This window comes from Dorea acetigenes (assembly GCF_025567385.1).
In the GTDB taxonomy this organism is placed as follows: Bacteria; Bacillota; Clostridia; order Lachnospirales; family Lachnospiraceae; genus Claveliimonas; species Claveliimonas acetigenes.
Map to the genome: position 1 here is coordinate 30,100 of NZ_JAOQJU010000002.1, position 16,505 is coordinate 46,604.

Annotated in this window: 19 protein-coding genes; 18 read left to right on the forward strand and 1 reads right to left on the reverse strand. The window is 43.2% G+C overall.

The genetic code is table 11. The features are described from left to right. Positions 1-19 precede the first annotated feature (19 nt). The 13 genes from OCV99_RS02500 (at position 20) to OCV99_RS02560 (ending at position 9,956) form a co-directional block, all read left to right on the forward strand. Positions 20-1,351: a peptidoglycan D,D-transpeptidase FtsI family protein gene (locus tag OCV99_RS02500; protein ID WP_158368549.1), complete on the forward strand. Its 1,332-nt coding sequence runs from the start codon at positions 20-22 to the stop codon at positions 1,349-1,351. Between the two features lie 10 nt (positions 1,352-1,361). Next, entirely contained in the window at positions 1,362-1,685 is a 324-nt protein-coding gene (locus tag OCV99_RS02505; RefSeq protein WP_158367835.1) for a hypothetical protein, read from the forward strand. 1 nt (position 1,686) lies between these two features. Then, positions 1,687-2,628, forward strand: a complete 942-nt coding sequence (locus tag OCV99_RS02510; protein WP_158367837.1) for a DUF2953 domain-containing protein — start codon at positions 1,687-1,689, stop codon at positions 2,626-2,628. Positions 2,629-2,649: 21 nt separating this feature from the next. After that, on the forward strand, positions 2,650-3,072 hold the full coding sequence (locus OCV99_RS02515; RefSeq protein WP_158367839.1) for a GerW family sporulation protein: 423 nt from the start codon (positions 2,650-2,652) through the stop codon (positions 3,070-3,072). Between the two features lie 64 nt (positions 3,073-3,136). Continuing rightward, on the forward strand, positions 3,137-3,283 hold the full coding sequence (locus OCV99_RS02520; RefSeq protein ID WP_227191864.1) for a hypothetical protein: 147 nt from the start codon (positions 3,137-3,139) through the stop codon (positions 3,281-3,283). Positions 3,284-3,406: 123 nt separating this feature from the next. After that, positions 3,407-3,595, forward strand: a complete 189-nt coding sequence (rpmB, locus tag OCV99_RS02525; protein WP_158367841.1) for a 50S ribosomal protein L28 — start codon at positions 3,407-3,409, stop codon at positions 3,593-3,595. Between the two features lie 131 nt (positions 3,596-3,726). Then, positions 3,727-4,086, forward strand: coding sequence for an Asp23/Gls24 family envelope stress response protein (locus OCV99_RS02530; protein ID WP_158367843.1), 360 nt, complete (start codon positions 3,727-3,729; stop codon positions 4,084-4,086). An 18-nt stretch (positions 4,087-4,104) separates the two neighbouring features. Then, the gene (locus tag OCV99_RS02535; RefSeq protein WP_158367845.1) at positions 4,105-5,793 is read left to right on the forward strand and encodes a DAK2 domain-containing protein; all 1,689 of its coding nucleotides are present in this window, start codon (positions 4,105-4,107) and stop codon (positions 5,791-5,793) included. 1 nt (position 5,794) lies between these two features. Next, positions 5,795-7,825 carry an ATP-dependent DNA helicase RecG gene (gene recG, locus OCV99_RS02540; protein WP_158367847.1) on the forward strand — a complete coding sequence of 677 codons (2,031 nt, stop codon included), beginning with the start codon at positions 5,795-5,797 and terminating at the stop codon, positions 7,823-7,825. 79 nt (positions 7,826-7,904) lie between these two features. Continuing rightward, positions 7,905-8,111, forward strand: coding sequence for an alpha/beta-type small acid-soluble spore protein (locus tag OCV99_RS02545; protein WP_158367849.1), 207 nt, complete (start codon positions 7,905-7,907; stop codon positions 8,109-8,111). 172 nt (positions 8,112-8,283) lie between these two features. After that, the gene (gene rsmD / locus OCV99_RS02550; RefSeq protein ID WP_158367852.1) at positions 8,284-8,850 is read left to right on the forward strand and encodes a 16S rRNA (guanine(966)-N(2))-methyltransferase RsmD; all 567 of its coding nucleotides are present in this window, start codon (positions 8,284-8,286) and stop codon (positions 8,848-8,850) included. Further along, positions 8,847-9,332 carry a pantetheine-phosphate adenylyltransferase gene (coaD, locus tag OCV99_RS02555; protein WP_158367854.1) on the forward strand — a complete coding sequence of 162 codons (486 nt, stop codon included), beginning with the start codon at positions 8,847-8,849 and terminating at the stop codon, positions 9,330-9,332. Before rsmD ends, coaD begins: the two co-directional genes overlap by 4 nt. 3 nt (positions 9,333-9,335) lie before the next feature. After that, a complete protein-coding gene (locus tag OCV99_RS02560; RefSeq protein ID WP_158367856.1) occupies positions 9,336-9,956 on the forward strand; it encodes an ATPase in 621 nt (206 codons plus the stop codon). On the opposite strand, the gene OCV99_RS02565 is transcribed toward OCV99_RS02560, so the two are convergent. Beyond that, complete coding sequence (locus OCV99_RS02565) at positions 9,931-10,899, reverse strand: nucleoside recognition domain-containing protein (protein WP_158367858.1); 969 nt, start codon at positions 10,897-10,899, stop codon at positions 9,931-9,933. The two genes, OCV99_RS02560 and OCV99_RS02565, sit on opposite strands and share 26 nt — an antisense overlap. Positions 10,900-10,999: 100 nt before the next feature. Between OCV99_RS02565 and OCV99_RS02570 the strand changes: the two genes are divergently transcribed. From OCV99_RS02570 to OCV99_RS02590, 5 genes are all read left to right on the forward strand, one after another. Next, positions 11,000-11,710 carry a M23 family metallopeptidase gene (locus OCV99_RS02570; protein WP_227191869.1) on the forward strand — a complete coding sequence of 237 codons (711 nt, stop codon included), beginning with the start codon at positions 11,000-11,002 and terminating at the stop codon, positions 11,708-11,710. Positions 11,711-11,815: 105 nt separating this feature from the next. After that, positions 11,816-13,201, forward strand: coding sequence for an RsmF rRNA methyltransferase first C-terminal domain-containing protein (locus OCV99_RS02575; RefSeq protein ID WP_158367860.1), 1,386 nt, complete (start codon positions 11,816-11,818; stop codon positions 13,199-13,201). Then, entirely contained in the window at positions 13,198-13,911 is a 714-nt protein-coding gene (locus OCV99_RS02580) for a pseudouridine synthase (protein WP_262574639.1), read from the forward strand. The genes OCV99_RS02575 and OCV99_RS02580 overlap by 4 nt, the downstream gene beginning before the upstream one ends. Next, positions 13,908-14,597, forward strand: coding sequence for an HAD family hydrolase (locus OCV99_RS02585; RefSeq protein ID WP_331490618.1), 690 nt, complete (start codon positions 13,908-13,910; stop codon positions 14,595-14,597). Before OCV99_RS02580 ends, OCV99_RS02585 begins: the two co-directional genes overlap by 4 nt. Beyond that, positions 14,597-16,504, forward strand: coding sequence for a YgiQ family radical SAM protein (locus tag OCV99_RS02590; RefSeq protein WP_158368556.1), 1,908 nt, complete (start codon positions 14,597-14,599; stop codon positions 16,502-16,504). Before OCV99_RS02585 ends, OCV99_RS02590 begins: the two co-directional genes overlap by 1 nt. Position 16,505: the final 1 nt, after the last annotated feature.

Below are 16,505 nucleotides of genomic sequence, written 5' to 3' on the forward strand. Positions count from 1 at the left end.
GGCACTCTTTCTTGTTCTGATGGGATATATTATTTATTTCAACCTTGAGAAAAGCCAGGATATTATTAACAGTTCTTACAATCCCAGGCTGGATTCTATGGCGGACAGGGTTGTGCGGGGCAAGATTTTAGATAAGGATGGCAATGTGCTTGCAGAGACGACAACAGCAGAGGATGGCAGTGAATACCGCTACTATCCATATGGGAATCTTTATGCCCATGTGGTGGGGTTCTCTTCACAGGGGAAATCCGGATTGGAATCTGCGGAAAATTTTGAGCTTCTGACTTCGCATGCCTTTTTTCTGGAAAAACTAAAAAATGAATTTCAGGATGAAAAAAATATAGGAGACAATGTGATTACCACATTGAATACACAGCTTCAGGAAGCTGCCTATAATGCATTGGGAAGTTACAAAGGGGCAGTCGTTGTTTTAGAGCCCTCCAGCGGAAAGATATTAGCCATGGTATCAAAACCGGATTTTGATCCGAATACAGTGGCTGAAAACTGGGAATTTCTGAGCACAGATGAAAATAGTTATCTGCTGAACCGTGCGACACAGGGAGCGTATGCGCCAGGCTCTACTTTTAAACTGGTGACTGCACTAGAATATATGCGGGAGCATGGGGACTATAATGCATATGGCTATACCTGTCAGGGAGAAATTACTTATGATGGTGTTACGATTGCCTGTGCAGGGCATAATGTACATGGTGATGTAAGCCTGGCATCTTCATTGGCGTATTCCTGTAATACTTCTTTTTCCAACATCGGGCTTCAGTTGGATATAGAAAGATACCGGGACACGGCGGAAACTCTTCTGTTTAATTCCAAGCTGCCTTGCGAACTGCCTTACAGCCAAAGCAGCTTTACACTGGAATCATCCGATTCGTCAGCGGACAGGATGATGACCGCTATGGGACAGGGAAAAACAGAGACCAGCCCATACCATATGGCGCTGATTACTTCGGCAATTGCAAATCATGGTACGCTGATGCGTCCGTATCTTGTAGATGCAATTACGAATTATTCAGGAGAAATTGTAGAAAATACAGAACCGGAAGAATATAAAAAGTTAATGAGTGAAGAAGAAGCGGAACAGTTAAAATCCTATATGCAGGAAGTTGTGAATTATGGAACGGCTTCCGTACTGAGTGGACAAGGCTATACTGTGGCCGGAAAAACAGGGACGGCAGAATACAGCTCGGATATTGAGAAAAATCATTCCTGGTTTGTAGGATTCACGAATGTTGATAATCCCGAGCTTGCAATCTGCGTCCTGATTGAGAGTTCCGATGGTCAGGTAAAAGCCGTTAACGTAGCAAAAGAAATCTTTGACAGCTACTATTATTAGGAGAATGCATATGAAATATTACAGGCATCTTTATCTGGAAGAGGGATTGGAAAAGAAAAAGGAGAAAATCATTTCCAAGCTGGAGAAAAATAAACTGCAGAGGAATACACATCTGATTGTGCTGTCAGCAAATGAAAAGAACCATTTGGATATTATTCATTCGGCGTTCTTGCTCCAGCCCGGCTATCCGGGAAAAAATCGGCTTGTGGTAGGGATAGCAGGGAGTTATGACGGCGCGCTTGAGTTGGTAGAAAAAATTGCCGGCGATGTATATAAAGAAACCGGCGATGTAGACATCAGGAACTATATAATGAGTAAGGAACAGGGGGATTAGTGTGTTACATATTCTGCTTGTCATTTTTAAAATCATAGGAATCATACTTGCCGTGATACTGGGTATACTGGTATTACTGATTTGTATTGTTCTTTTAGTGCCGGTCAGATATTCTCTGGAAGCAGAATGTGAACATTTCCCGGATGGATTAAGCGTTTCCTTGAAAGTGACATGGCTTCTGCATCTGATACGGGTTTTTGCAAAATATGAGAACAAAGAGACAACGGTTCATATTAAGGCCGCATGGAAAGAAATCGGAGAAAAGGAAACGGAGAAAAAGGAGGAAAATGAAAAAAATGAAGAGCGTTCTAAAAAACAGCCTGAAGAGAAGAAAACCATGGAAAAGAAATCGGTGGAAAAGAAACCGGTGGAAAAGAAGCCGGTGGATAAAGTGGAAAAAAAGGAGAAAATGGAAAAAGAACTGCCTGCGGGAGTTGAAAAGAAGCAGCAGAAAAGTAGTGAAAGCCACGAAGAAGAACCTGCCGGAAGTACAAAAGCAGATAAAGGCCTGGGTAAAGCGGTTGAAAAGTTAAAATGTACATTTCAAGCTTTCTGTGGTAAAATAAAGGCATTAGCAGAGAAAAAAGACAAGCTTTCTGCATTTATTAAAAACGAAGCACATCAAAAAGCATTTTCAAAAGTAAAGAAGGAAGTGGTTAAGCTTCTTCGGCGGCTGATGCCAAAGAAACTTGCCGCTAAAGTACAGTATGGATTTGATGATCCATGCCTGACGGGACAGGTACTGGCCGTTTTCGGAGTGCTGTACCCGTTTCTGGGTCCCTATGTACAGATTACACCGGATTTTGACCAAAAGATATTGGAAGGATATCTGAAAGCAAAAGGAAACATTTATGGAATACATCTGGTTATCTTATTATGGAATCTTCTTTGGAGCAGGGAAGTACGTACAGCTTATAGGGATATAAAGAATTTTAAATTATAGTGGTATAAGGAGGATGCTGGAATGGCAGATAATAATTTTAAAGGAACAATTGAATCATTATTTCATGGAATGGACAGCGTAATTTCATCAAAGACGGTTGTTGGCGAGGCGATCCATATTGGCGACATTATTATTCTGCCGCTCATTGACGTATCCTTTGGAATAGGTGCAGGTTCATTCAATGAAGATAAAAAGGCAAAGGGAGCGGGAGGCGTCGGAGGGAAGATGACTCCCAGCGCAGTTTTAGTTATACAGAACGGTTCAACAAAGCTTGTAAATATTAAAAATCAGGATACAATTACCAAAATTCTGGATATGGTTCCGGATGTAGTTGACCGGTTTACCGGCGGGAAAGAATCAAAGATGACGGAAGAAGAGGTTTCGGATATATTGAATACGGCAGACGACATAGACGACATAGATGACATGGATCTGGGCCTTTAATATTTTGTCACAATATGCACGTAATTGGAATATACTGAGATAAGAGAGATAATGCGGAGAAAAGATGATGAAGCGTATTATCGGATTTGCTCTGTTTTGGGTGGCAGTTGGCATGGTAATTAATATGCTGCTTGACAGCCTGTTTGTACAGATATTGATTATCATACTTCTTGTGCTGGCCGGATGGAGGCTATATTGCTGTGACAGATGAAAAAAGGTGATTATTTATCGTAATTTGTAAAAATATACTTGCAATTCTTATATAGTTCTGTTACAATAACTATTGTTGTGAGTCTGGAGAACAGGCTATGTAAGAGCGTTAGGAGGTGCAGTTATGGCTAAATGTGCTATTTGTGAAAAGGGTGCTCACTTTGGAAACAATGTAAGCCACTCTCATAGAAAGACACCAAAAATGTGGAAATCCAATGTGAAATCCGTTCGTGTTAAGACAGAAGGCGGAGCTACAAAGAGAATGTATGTATGTACTTCTTGTTTGAAGTCAGGCAAAGTTGAACGTGCGTAATGAAAAATGAAAACTCAGATTCGTATAAAGAGTCTGGGTTTTTTTTTGTGCACTCTTTTTTATTATTGTAAAATAAGTAAAAACAGAGTATAATACCTATGTTAATTGTATAAGAATTGGAGGGTGTGAACATGAAAGGAAGCATGAGTACAGATCTTGGTATTATTACCATTAGCCCTGAAGTGATAGCAAAATATGCGGGAACCGTTGCAGTGGAATGTTTTGGAATTGTAGGAATGGCTGCAGTTAATATGAAAGATGGCCTGGTAAGGCTTTTGAAGAAAGAGAGTCTGACACATGGAATCCAGGTTTCTATTTCTGATGATAACAGGATTAAGATTGACTTCCATGTGATTGTTGCGTATGGAGTAAGTATTTCAGCAGTAACAGACAATCTGATTAGTAATGTAAAATATAGAGTAGAAGAATTTTCAGGAATGCCGGTAGATAAGATTAATATTTATATTGAGGGCGTCAGAGTCATCGATTAATTAAGGAGGACTTTTAAAGTGGCAACAAATACAATAAGTGTGGATATGCTTGCCAGGATGTTTCTGGCAGGCGCGCAGAATATTGAGGCTAAGAAAGAGTATATTAATGAATTGAATGTATTTCCGGTGCCGGATGGAGATACCGGGACGAATATGTCGCTTACGATTATGTCTGCAGCAAAGGAAGTGACGGCTCTTGGGAAGCTGGATATGACATCTTTGGCGAAAGCGATTTCTTCCGGTTCTCTGCGGGGAGCAAGAGGAAATTCAGGAGTAATCTTATCTCAGCTTCTCCGTGGATTCACGAAGGCCGTGAGAGAAGAAAAAGAGATTACAGTAGAAGCTCTTGCAGCAGCGTGTGTGCGCGCAAAAGATACTGCATATAAGGCTGTTATGAAGCCGAAGGAAGGTACCATCCTTACCGTAGCGAGAGGAATTGCTGAGAAAGCAGTTGAGATGGCTTTGGAAACCGATGATTTGGAAGTGTTCTTGCCTGCGCTGATTGAAGAAGGAGATGCGGTTCTTGCCAGGACTCCCGAAATGCTTCCCGTCCTGAAGGAGGCTGGAGTGGTTGATTCCGGTGGCCAGGGACTTATGGAAGTGATAAAAGGCGCTTATGATGCATTCCTCGGCAAAGAAGTGGATTATAAGGCGATTACACCGGGAGCTGCAGGAAGCAGTGTAACGAAGATTTCTGCAGAAGCGACGGCGGACATTAAATTTGGATATTGTACAGAATTTATTATTTTGACAGAAAAAGAATTCACAGAGGCAGATGAGTCTGAATTCAAGGCGTATCTGGAATCTATCGGTGATTCTATTGTATGTGTAGCAGATGACGATGTGGTAAAGATTCACGTGCATACCAATGATCCGGGACTTGCAATTCAGAAAGCCCTTACTTTTGGCCAGTTGTCCCGCATGAAGATTGACAATATGCGTGAGGAACATCAGGAAAAGTTGATTCGGGATTCTGAGAATCTTGCCAGACAGCAGAAAGCAGAAGAAGAAGCGAAAAAGCAGGCCCAAAAGAACAATGAGCCAAGGAAACCTATGGGATTCATCGCGGTATCCATTGGAGAGGGATTGAATGCAATTTTTAAAGAACTTGGGGCAGACTATATCATTGAAGGCGGACAGACGATGAATCCGAGTACAGAAGATATGTTGACTGCTATTGACCAGGTAAATGCAGATACTGTGTTTATTTTGCCCAATAATAAAAATATCGTACTTGCGGCAAATCAGGCGAAGACGCTGGTAGAGGATAAGGAAATTATCGTTATTCCGACTAAGACTGTTCCGCAAGGAATTACGGCCATTATTAATTTCATGCCGGAGGCAGATTCAAAGACGAATGAAGAAGCCATGTTGGAAGGAATTTCTAATGTAAAATCCGGGCAGGTGACTTATGCGGTGCGTGATACACATATTGACGATAAGGAAATCCATGAAGGAGATATTATGGGTATCGGCGATGCGGGAATCATTGCCGTGGGTGAAGACATTGAAGCGACAACCAAAGAGATGCTGGCTGAGTTGGTTGATGAAGATTCTGAGCTGATCAGTCTGTATTACGGGGAAGAAGTGAAAGAAGACGATGCCTGGCGGTTTGCAGGAGAAATTGAAAAACTGTATCCGGATATAGATATTGATGCGCAGTACGGCGGACAACCCATTTACTATTACGTGCTGGCAGTAGAATAATATGAAAGAAAATACAAGAATCAATGCGTTAAAGGGTATTGGTGAAAAAATGGAACAGTTATTTTCCAAACTAGGTATCTATACAATAGGAGATTTAATCCGGTATTATCCGCGGGGATACGATATTTATGAAGAACCTGTGCCAATCAGTGAGTTGGAAGAAGGAAAGACACAGACGGTTACGGGTACTATATATGGAAAAGTACAGGTGTCGCCTAACCGGAAAATGCAGGTGACTTCTGTGCAGGTTCGGGATTTTAGCGGAGTAATTCGTGTAATCTGGTTTCGGATGCCTTTTTTGCGCAGTACTTTGTCTGCAGGTGGTGTGATTACGCTTCGCGGACAGGTAATCCGGAAAAAGAATGGATTGGTTATGGAGCATCCTGAAATTTTTTACCCCAGCGCAAAATACGAAGAAAAGCTGCATACTTTACAGCCGGTCTATCCTTTGACAGCAGGGCTTTCTAATAATATGGTTATGAAAGCAGTCAGACAGGCGCTTGACGGATTGGATTTAAGCAGGGAAATCCTGCCGGAAGAAATCCGGCACCGCTATCATTTGGCGGAATATAATTATGCAGTCAGAGGAATTCATTTTCCTGAAGATAAGGAAGTATTTTATCGCGCAAGAGAACGGCTTGTGTTTGAAGAATTTCTGGAATTTATAGTATCCTTGCGAAAATTAAAGGACGAGAATGAAAAAAAAGAGAATCATTTTGTGATCGAACACAAGGCAGAGACGGAACGGTTTATTTCGTCCCTGCCTTATCGTCTTACGGATGCACAGAAGAAAGTGTGGAAGGAAATTGAACTTGATATGGGAAGCCGCTATGCCATGTCCAGGCTTATTCAGGGTGATGTGGGATCAGGTAAAACAATTGTAGCAGTACTTGCACTGATTTCGGTGGGAATGAACGGGTATCAGGGAGCCATGATGGCGCCTACGGAAGTGCTTGCAAGACAGCATTTTGAATCGATTACCAAATTATTTGATACCTATCAGATTCCATTAAAGGTCGGGCTGCTTACAGGTTCCATGACGGCAAAGGAGAAAAAAGAGGCATATGCACGGATAGAGGCCGGAGAAGTACAAGTGATAATAGGGACGCATGCGTTGATTCAGGAAAAGGTTCATTATAAAAATCTTGCACTGGCAATAACAGACGAGCAGCATAGGTTCGGCGTGCGGCAGAGGGAAACATTTTTTGAAAAAGGTAGCATGCCCCATATACTTGTTATGAGCGCTACGCCAATACCACGGACACTTGCCATTATTATTTATGGAGATTTGGATATTTCCGTAATAGATCAGCTTCCGGCCAACCGCCTTCCAATTAAAAATTGCGTGGTTGATACCAGCTACAGGGAAACGGCTTACCGTTTTATAAAAAAACAGACGGCTGAAGGGAGGCAGTGCTATATTATCTGCCCGATGGTGGAAGAGAGCGAACATCTGGAGGCAGAAAATGTGATAGATTATACATCTATGCTGCAGGAAGAAATCGGAGACGATATAGTTATTGACTACCTTCACGGCAAAATGAAACAGGCGGAAAAAGATCGTATTATGGAGCGTTTCAGCCGTAATGAGATACAGGTATTGGTATCTACTACAGTCATTGAAGTAGGGATAGATGTTCCCAATGCTACAGTTATGATGGTGGAAAATGCAGAGCGCTTCGGGTTGGCACAGCTTCATCAGCTCCGTGGACGCGTCGGACGCGGAAAATATCAATCTTATTGCATCTTTATGAGCGGTTCTAAGTCAAAGGAGACAAAGGAACGGTTGGAAATCCTGAACAAGACAAATGATGGTTTTAAAATTGCAAGTGAAGATTTGAAGCTGCGCGGACCGGGAGATTTATTCGGAATCCGCCAGAGCGGGATTATGGATTTTAAACTCGGTGATGTATTTCAGGATGCGAAGATTCTTCAGATGGCAAACGAAGCGGCAGACCAGCTTATAAAAACAGATCATGAATGGATGCAGAAAATGGAAAAGGAAGAAAGAACTTCTAGTGTAATATTATAAATCCTCCATATACTATCGGTGTAACAAAACAAAAGTTACAAAAAGGAAAAGTTACAAGTAGAAAAAGGAGGATCATAAAATGGCAAATCGTTCATCTAACAGAGCAGCAGTACCTGAGGCAAAGGGTGCATTGGACAAATTTAAATATGAGGTTGCAAGCGAACTGGGAGTACCGCTTTCAGACGGCTACAACGGAGACCTGACTTCCAGACAGAATGGTTCTGTAGGTGGTTATATGGTTAAGAAGATGATTGAACAGCAGGAAAAACAGATGGCTGGTAAATAACAAGAGAGAGAAAAAGCATCTGGCAGGTGTTTATACCTGTCGGGTGCTTTTTTCTAGATTGACTTTTTAAGAAGGATTCTATATAATAAACGGGTGAGTTTATGTATACAATGTTTGATGTCTGCTCTGTTTCTTTTGAAAAGTATGAGCAGACTGGAAAAGGAGCTTATAGATGCGTGTCATTGCAGGAAGCGCAAAGCGCTTACAATTGAAAACACCGGATGGTCCGGACACAAGACCTACCACTGACAGAATTAAAGAAACACTTTTTAATATGCTTGCTCCGCATCTGTATGGGTGTACTTTTCTGGATCTGTTTGCAGGAAGCGGAGGAATTGGAATTGAAGCGCTCAGCCGGGGGGCGGCAGAGGCCGTTTTCGTGGAAAAAAGTCCCAGAGCCATGGCGTGTATTAAGGAAAACCTGAATTTTACCAAGTTGTCTCCAAAGGCGGTGACTATGCAGACAGATGTTCTGACGGCGCTGCGCAGGCTGGAAGGAGAAAAGAAATTCGATTATATTTTTATGGATCCTCCTTATAACCAATCCATAGAAGAAAAGGTGCTTTTGTATCTTGCCGGATCTGCTCTTCTTTCAGAAGATGGAATGATTATTGTAGAGGCTGCAAAAGACACGCAGTTTGCTTATGCCGATGCGTTGGGGTTACGTATAATCAGGGAAAAGGTATATAAGACAAATAAGCATGTGTTTTTGGAAATGACACAGAAGGAGCAGATATGATAAGAGCGATTTACCCAGGGAGCTTTGATCCGGTTACCTATGGCCATTTGGATATTATCCGACGTTCTTCCGGGCTGGTGGACGAACTGATAGTAGGAGTATTGAATAATAATGCAAAATCCCCGTTGTTTTCCGTTGAAGAACGTGTTAAAATGTTAGATGAGGTAGTGAAAAATCTTCAAAATGTGAAAGTTGTTCCATTTGAAGGATTGTTAGTAGAATTTGCAAAAAGAATGGACGCCAGGATGATTGTGCGGGGACTTCGGGCGATTACTGATTTTGAGTATGAGCTTCAGATGGCACAGACAAACCAGAAGCTGTCCGGTGATTTGGAGACTGTTTTTCTTACAACAAGTCTTCAGTATTCCTATTTAAGTTCTACTACGGTAAAAGAAGTGGCGGCTTTTGGAGGGGATATCTCTCAGTTTGTACCTGAGACTGTGATAGACAGAATACAAGAGAAGATAAAAAGGAGAGTGTAAATTATGAGCAGTCGTATCGAGCAGATTATTGATGAAATCGAGGAGTACATTGATACTTGTAAATTCCAGCCTTTATCTACAACAAAGATTATTGTGAATAAGGATCAGTTGGATGAGCTGCTCCGGGAGCTTCGTATGAAAACACCGGATGAGATTAAGCGTTATCAGAAGATCATTGCAAATAAAGATGCCATTCTGGCAGACGCGCAGGCGAAAGCAGAGAATATGCTTCAGGATGCACAGATTCAGACATCTGAATTGGTGAGCGAACATGAGATTATGCAGCAGGCATATGCACAGGCAAATCAGATTGTGACAGCGGCTACGGAACAGGCACAGCAGATTTTAGATAATGCTACCAGTGATGCCAATGATATCCGGATTGGAGCAATGCAGTATACGGACGATTTAATGGCAAATGCAGAAAATATTATCGGTCATACGCTGGATACTTACACAGCAAAATATGATGGGCTTTTGAATTCACTTCAGGAGTGTTATGATATGGTTCGCAACAACCGCTCCGAACTTGAGATTCCGGAGCAGTCACCGCGGGGCATGGAAGCAGAGTATGGAGCTGCGGATGATGATATGGATTTTATGGATGAAGACGAGGACTTGTAAGATATAATATAGCGAACAGGCTGGTTACCAACATGGTAATCAGCTTTTCTATTATGTATGGGGCGATTTTCAGACCGGCTTTCTGAATCATGCATTCTGTCTGTGCCGCGGCACAAAATCCCCCGAAGGATGTGAGGGCAAGAACCTGTATCCAGGTTCCCCGAAAAGGGGCTCCCGCCTGACACAGCAGGGAAATACCATTTGTGATTTCCAGCATGGGAAGAAGGAACTTCAACATCGGAAGCCTGCCTGATAATAATTGTAATAATTCTGTTAGAATAGAAAAAAGCATGATATATCCGCCTACTTTTACAATTGCTTCAAAGCTATCCATCATACAGGAATCAAAAAGCTGGAAATTTAACGGCTTATAAGATATAGCTGATGTATGGCAGTTGCTTTTTTCCTTATTTTTTTTCATAGCATTTTTTTGCCCGCTGCCCCTCATCCAATAAAAACGGAAGAGGAAACTGCAGCATATAGGCGATAAGGTGAGAATAAAAAGTGTTGGAACAAGGAAGTCTTTTCTGTTAAGGTTTTGCCATACAAGATAACTGATGATAAACATCGGGCTTGTGTTATTACAGAAGGAAAGAAGATAATTTCCTTCTCTTGCCGAAATCTTTTCAGAACGGATTAGATCCGCTGTTACTTTGGCGCCCATAGGATAGCCGCAGAAGAAACCGGTGATGACAGCAAAGGAACCTTTATAAGACACACCGAATATGCGGTGTATAAAAGGACCGGCGAGGCGTGAGATATAGGAAAGAGCACGGGTATGTATCATGAAATTAGAAAGAATCATAAAGGGAAGCAATGTGGGAAGTACTGTCCGGTACCAAAGCAGCAGCCCTTTGCTTGCCCCGGAGAATACCGGCACGGGAAAAGCAAGCAGGATAAGAAAAGAAAGGATGAGTAAGACGGATACTATTTTTTCTTTCATAGGCAATGCCTCATACTGAAAAGTCTCTTTTAATTTTATGGTTCAGGTTTAAATTTTATGTTTGGGAACATATAGTAATATAAAAAAGAGGTTTCGATCTGTGAAATTAGATACCGGCAGAATTTTTCTCCTTTTATTACTTGTTTCTTTTTTTACAGTTTTGAGCGAACATGCTTTGTACAATAAGGGTATCGAAAATCGGAGAGCAGAAGAAACTGTAGAAGCGGAAGAATACCGCCGCCGTTTTTTTTCTGACGAAATGCTGGGGGCAAAAGATACTCTTTCCGAAGCGTGCCGCAGTTTTCTTAACCGGGTAGAGGCCGATGCACAATATTTCCCAATCCCGGAGTCTACTCTGGATGAAAGCCTTACGGTATCTTACGTGAATTCCTGGATGGCAGAGCGCAGCTACAAAGGAGAAAGCGTACATGAGGGAACCGATATTATGGCAGGAGAAAATGTAAGAGGCCTGTATCCTGTCCTTAGCATGTCGGATGGAGTTGTTACCAATATCGGGTGGCTGGAAAAGGGCGGGTACCGGGTTGGAATTACGTCGCCGAATGGCGTCTACTTTTATTATGCGCATTTGGAGTCTTATGCAGATATAAAAAAGGGAGACAATATAAAAGCAGGGCAGCTTCTGGGATTTATGGGGGATTCCGGATATGGAGAAGAAGGAACGGTAGGCAGGTTTGACGTACATCTTCATCTGGGAATTTATTCCTGGGATACAGGAGAAGAGATTAGTGTAAATCCATATTTCCTATTACAGAAACTGGAGACAAAGAAGTTAAAATATGCCTATTCCTAGTACCGCAAAAATGTGATATACTATACGAAGTATGTGCAAGCGTAATTGCCTATTGCATGGAAGGAACCCCGCTCTCTGTTTAACGGGACGGATTGGAGGAAAAAGATGAATTTACCATCCGCATTTGAAGAAAAGATGAAAAAGCTTCTGGGCAGTGAATTTGAGACATATTTATCCTGCTATGAAGAGCCAAGATATTATGGGCTTCGTGTCAATACGAATAAGATATCGTCGGAGGATTTTGCGAAAATTGCTCCTTTTTCTATCCGGCCGATTCCGTGGATTGAAAATGGATTCTACTATGATGGGGAGAAAGATATGCCGGCCAAACATCCTTACTATTTCGCCGGGCTTTATTATCTGCAGGAGCCAAGCGCCATGACGCCTGCCAGCCGTCTGCCGGTGGAGCCGGGAGACCGGGTATTGGATGTGTGTGCCGCCCCCGGCGGAAAAGCGACGGAATTAGGAGCAAAGCTTTCAGGCGAGGGAGTCCTGGTTGCGAATGATATCAGTAATTCTCGTGCAAAGGGACTCCTTAAGAACCTGGAAGTTTTTGGGATTGGAAATTTATTGGTATTGAGTGAAGAACCCGGAAAGCTTGTGAATTATTTTCCGGAATATTTTGATAAAATATTAATTGACGCGCCCTGCTCCGGGGAAGGAATGTTCCGAAAAGACCGGAAAATGGTAAAAGCATGGGAAGAACATGGACCGGAATTCTTTTCAAAACTTCAGCAAAGCATCATCATCCAGGCAGCGGATATGCTGCGACCCGGTGGTATGCTTCTTTATTCGACCTGTACATTTGACCCTCTGGAAAATGAAGGGACGGTTGAATATCTGCTGCGAAACCGTCCTGAATTTGAGATTCTGGATATGGAAGGCTATGAGGGGTTTTCCAACGGAATTCCTGCTGTGACAGAGAGCAAGGCGGCAGAATTTTCAAAGACCATACGTATTTTCCCACATAAAATGCATGGAGAAGGACATTATCTTGCACTTCTCAAAAAAGGAAAAGAAGAGACTCCGGCCATAAAGATTCCCGGAAAGAGGAATGTGGGAAAGATTCCGGAGGAATTGAAAAACTTCTTTCAGGGGGTAGACTGGAAGCTGGATGAGGAAAGGATAGAGATTCACGGAGAGCGGGTATATTATATGCCGGAAGGGCTGCCGGACATGAAAGGAATCCGTTTTCTGCGCACAGGGCTTCTCCTTGGGGAGTTGAAGAAAAAGCGTTTCGAACCAAGCCAGGCATTAGCCATGTGTCTGAAAAAGAGGGAATACCGTTATGTGATAGATCTGCCGGCTGTGGATGAGCGGGTTATAAAATACTTAAAAGGAGAGACACTGGATGTGGAAGACGTTACAGATGCTAAAGAAAAGGGTTGGTATCTGTTTTGTGTGGACGGCTATCCTCTGGGATGGGGAAAACTTGCAGGCGGCGTTCTGAAGAACAAATATCTGCCGGGATGGAGATGGCAGTCCGTATGATACGGTTGGATAAGTATCTGGCTGACATGGGAGTCGGAACCAGACAGGAAGTTAAGAAGCTCATCCGTAAAGGCCTGGTTGAGATAGATGGGGTTCGGGTTTTAAAACCGGATGAAAAAGTGGCAAAGGGGCTGCAGACGGTATCTGTAGACGGTATTCCTATATTTTATAGAGAATACGAATACTATCTTCTGAATAAACCGAAGGGCGTTGTTTCCGCTACAGAGGATGCAAAAGACCGGACGGTAATTGATTTGATTGTATCGAAAAGAAGGAAGGACTTATTTCCGGTAGGAAGACTGGATAAGGATACAGAAGGGCTTCTTTTGATTACCAATGATGGAGCGATGGCACATCGTCTTCTCTCACCGAAGAAGCATGTGGACAAGACTTATTACGCTGAGGTTGCCGGATGCGCTACCCGGGAAACTGTACAGGCATTTGCCGAAGGGGTGGATATTGGCAGCGAAGGCGGAGAAGAATGGACGCTGCCTGCCAGGCTTGAGGTACTGGAAAGCGGGACGACTTCCAGGATACGGCTAACGATACAGGAAGGAAAGTATCATCAGGTAAAGCGTATGTTCCGGGCCGTCGGCATGGAGGTCCTTTATCTGAAACGTGAATCCATGGGAAGCCTTGTGCTGGATGAGGCAATGCAGCCGGGGGAGTACCGTGAACTTACAGAAAAAGAATTGGAGTTGTTGCAATGAAAAACAGGGAACCGTTAATTCTGAAAGAAATAGAAGCGGTTATTTTCGATTTAGATGGAAGTCTGGTAGATTCTATGTGGATATGGCCTGCCGTGGACAGGGCGTATCTGGAAAAATACCACCTGACCCAGCCCGATAATTTCCATGAGGGAATGGAAGGGAAAAGTTATACAGAAGTGGCACAGTATTTTCTGGATGTTTTCCCGGAGCTGGATTGTACGATTGAAGAAGTGAAGCAGGAATGGACGGACATGGTGTATGAGGCCTATACCCATCAAGTGAAGCTAAAAACAGGCGCTTATCATTTTATTACCCACCTTCGGGAAAGAGGGATGAAATTCGGAATTGCTACCAGTAATGCCCGGGAACTGACGGAAGCAGCGCTTGAAGCACTGCACGTAAAGGAATACTTTGATTCTGTACATACTTCATGCGAGGTAAAGAGCGGCAAGCCTTCCCCCGACGTTTATCTTCTGGTAGCAGAAGAACTTGAAGTATCTCCGAAGAACTGCCTGGTCTTTGAAGACGTCCCTATGGGAATTTTGGCGGGTAAGAACGCGGGGATGCGGGTATGCGCCGTGGAAGATGAGTTTTCCAGACCGCAGCTGTCGAAGAAAAGAGAGCTGGCTGATTATTATATTATGGATTATAACGATATTGAGAAGGGCACCTACGAGGTATTATGATGGAGCAGGGATTCTTACCAATCTGCAGGGAAGATATGCAGGCACAGGGATGGGACAGTGTAGATTTTGTATATGTGTCCGGCGATGCTTATGTAGATCATCCATCCTTTGGACATGCAATTATAACACGGGTACTTTCCGCTCACGGTTACCGTGTGGGAATCATTCCACAACCGGATTGGAAAGACAAAAAAAGTATTATGGAATTTGGAGAACCCAGGTTGGGCTTTCTGGTGTCCGCCGGAAATATGGACTCTATGGTAAACCATTATTCTGTGTCAAAAAAACGGCGTAAGACGGACGCATTTACCCCGGGTGGTGTTATGGGAAAGCGGCCGGATTATGCGGTAGTTGTTTATTCTAATCTGATCCGTCAGGTTTATAAGCATACGCCGATTATCCTCGGCGGGATTGAGGCAAGCCTCAGACGTCTTGCCCATTATGATTATTGGTCTGACCGGCTGAAGCGTTCCGTGCTTCTTGATTCCGGAGCCGATATCATCTCTTATGGGATGGGAGAGCGTTCCATCATTGAAATTGCAGAAGCATTAGACAGCGGCATTGCAGTGAAAGACATTACCTTTATAGACGGAACGGTGTGTAAGGTGAAAAGCCTCGATAGTGTTTATGATGCAGTGATCCTTCCGTCTTTTGAAGAGCTTAGGGAAGATAAATTAAATTATGCCCGCAGCTTTTATACGCAGTACTGTAATACGGATCCCTTTTCAGGGAAAAGATTGGCAGAGCCTTATCAGGATGCGCATCTTTATGTGGTGCAGAATCCGCCGTCTAAGCCTTTGAGCCAGGAGGAAATGGACGATGTGTATGCTTATCCTTATATGCGGACTTACCACCCCAGCTATGAAAAAGACGGCGGCGTTCCGGCAATTACAGAAGTGAAGTTCAGCTTAACCAGCAACCGCGGATGTTTTGGCGGGTGCAGTTTTTGTGCACTGACATTCCATCAGGGAAGAATTTTACAAACCAGAAGCCATGAGTCCTTAATCCGGGAGGCAAAATTGCTGATACAGGATAAAGATTTTAAAGGGTATATCCATGATGTGGGCGGACCTACGGCAAATTTCCGTCAGCCCTCCTGCCAGAAACAGTTGACCCTCGGCGTATGCAAGGAGAAGCAGTGTCTTTTCCCTAAGCCCTGCCGGAATCTTAAAGTGAGCCACGAAGATTACATAATATTATTACGTAAACTAAAGGCCCTTCCGGGAGTGAAGAAGGTTTTTATCCGTTCAGGAATCCGCTTTGATTATGTGATGGCGGATAAGGATGATGCTTTTCTTAGAGAACTATGTAAGGATCATGTAAGCGGCCAGCTTAAGGTGGCTCCGGAACATGTGTCCGATGTGGTGCTCCGTAAGATGGGCAAACCCGAAAATAGTGTTTATCAGGCTTTTGTGAAAAAATATAAACAAATGAACCAACAATTGGGGAAAAATCAGTTCCTCGTGCCGTATCTGATGTCTTCCCACCCGGGTTCCGGGCTGAAAGAGGCAGTTGAGCTGGCGGAACATATTCGGGATTTAGGCTATATGCCGGAGCAGGTGCAGGACTTTTATCCTACTCCGTCAACGATTTCCACTTGTATGTATTATACCGGGGTAGATCCAAGGAATATGGAACCTGTGTATGTGCCGAAAAATCCACATGAAAAAGCTATGCAGCGCGCTCTGATCCAGTACCGGGATCCAAAAAATTATCAGCTTGTATTGGAAGCGCTTAAGAAAGCAGGGAGAATGGATCTGGTGGGGTTCGATAAACATTGTTTGATTCGCCCGCGCCAGAAAGTGAAGGACGGTGAGCACCAGATACATACAAAGCAGGGAAAAACACAGAAAAAGACAATACGAAATGTCCACAAAAAGAAATTCAAAAAACAGACAGGAAGATGAT

What these genes read in the sequence shown, in the direction of transcription:
- OCV99_RS02500 (WP_158368549.1), top strand. Translation starts at nt 20, where the DNA reads ATGGGATATATTATTTATTTCAACCTTGAGAAAAGCCAGGATATTATT.
- OCV99_RS02505 (WP_158367835.1), top strand. Translation starts at nt 1,362, where the DNA reads ATGAAATATTACAGGCATCTTTATCTGGAAGAGGGATTGGAAAAGAAA.
- OCV99_RS02515 (WP_158367839.1), top strand. Translation starts at nt 2,650, where the DNA reads ATGGCAGATAATAATTTTAAAGGAACAATTGAATCATTATTTCATGGA.
- OCV99_RS02520 (WP_227191864.1), top strand. Translation starts at nt 3,137, where the DNA reads ATGATGAAGCGTATTATCGGATTTGCTCTGTTTTGGGTGGCAGTTGGC.
- rpmB (WP_158367841.1), top strand. Translation starts at nt 3,407, where the DNA reads ATGGCTAAATGTGCTATTTGTGAAAAGGGTGCTCACTTTGGAAACAAT.
- OCV99_RS02530 (WP_158367843.1), top strand. Translation starts at nt 3,727, where the DNA reads ATGAAAGGAAGCATGAGTACAGATCTTGGTATTATTACCATTAGCCCT.
- recG (WP_158367847.1), top strand. Translation starts at nt 5,795, where the DNA reads ATGAAAGAAAATACAAGAATCAATGCGTTAAAGGGTATTGGTGAAAAA.
- OCV99_RS02545 (WP_158367849.1), top strand. Translation starts at nt 7,905, where the DNA reads ATGGCAAATCGTTCATCTAACAGAGCAGCAGTACCTGAGGCAAAGGGT.
- rsmD (WP_158367852.1), top strand. Translation starts at nt 8,284, where the DNA reads ATGCGTGTCATTGCAGGAAGCGCAAAGCGCTTACAATTGAAAACACCG.
- coaD (WP_158367854.1), top strand. Translation starts at nt 8,847, where the DNA reads ATGATAAGAGCGATTTACCCAGGGAGCTTTGATCCGGTTACCTATGGC.
- OCV99_RS02560 (WP_158367856.1), top strand. Translation starts at nt 9,336, where the DNA reads ATGAGCAGTCGTATCGAGCAGATTATTGATGAAATCGAGGAGTACATT.
- OCV99_RS02565 (WP_158367858.1), bottom strand. Translation starts at nt 10,899, where the DNA reads ATGAAAGAAAAAATAGTATCCGTCTTACTCATCCTTTCTTTTCTTATC.
- OCV99_RS02575 (WP_158367860.1), top strand. Translation starts at nt 11,816, where the DNA reads ATGAATTTACCATCCGCATTTGAAGAAAAGATGAAAAAGCTTCTGGGC.
- OCV99_RS02580 (WP_262574639.1), top strand. Translation starts at nt 13,198, where the DNA reads ATGATACGGTTGGATAAGTATCTGGCTGACATGGGAGTCGGAACCAGA.
- OCV99_RS02585 (WP_331490618.1), top strand. Translation starts at nt 13,908, where the DNA reads ATGAAAAACAGGGAACCGTTAATTCTGAAAGAAATAGAAGCGGTTATT.
- OCV99_RS02590 (WP_158368556.1), top strand. Translation starts at nt 14,597, where the DNA reads ATGGAGCAGGGATTCTTACCAATCTGCAGGGAAGATATGCAGGCACAG.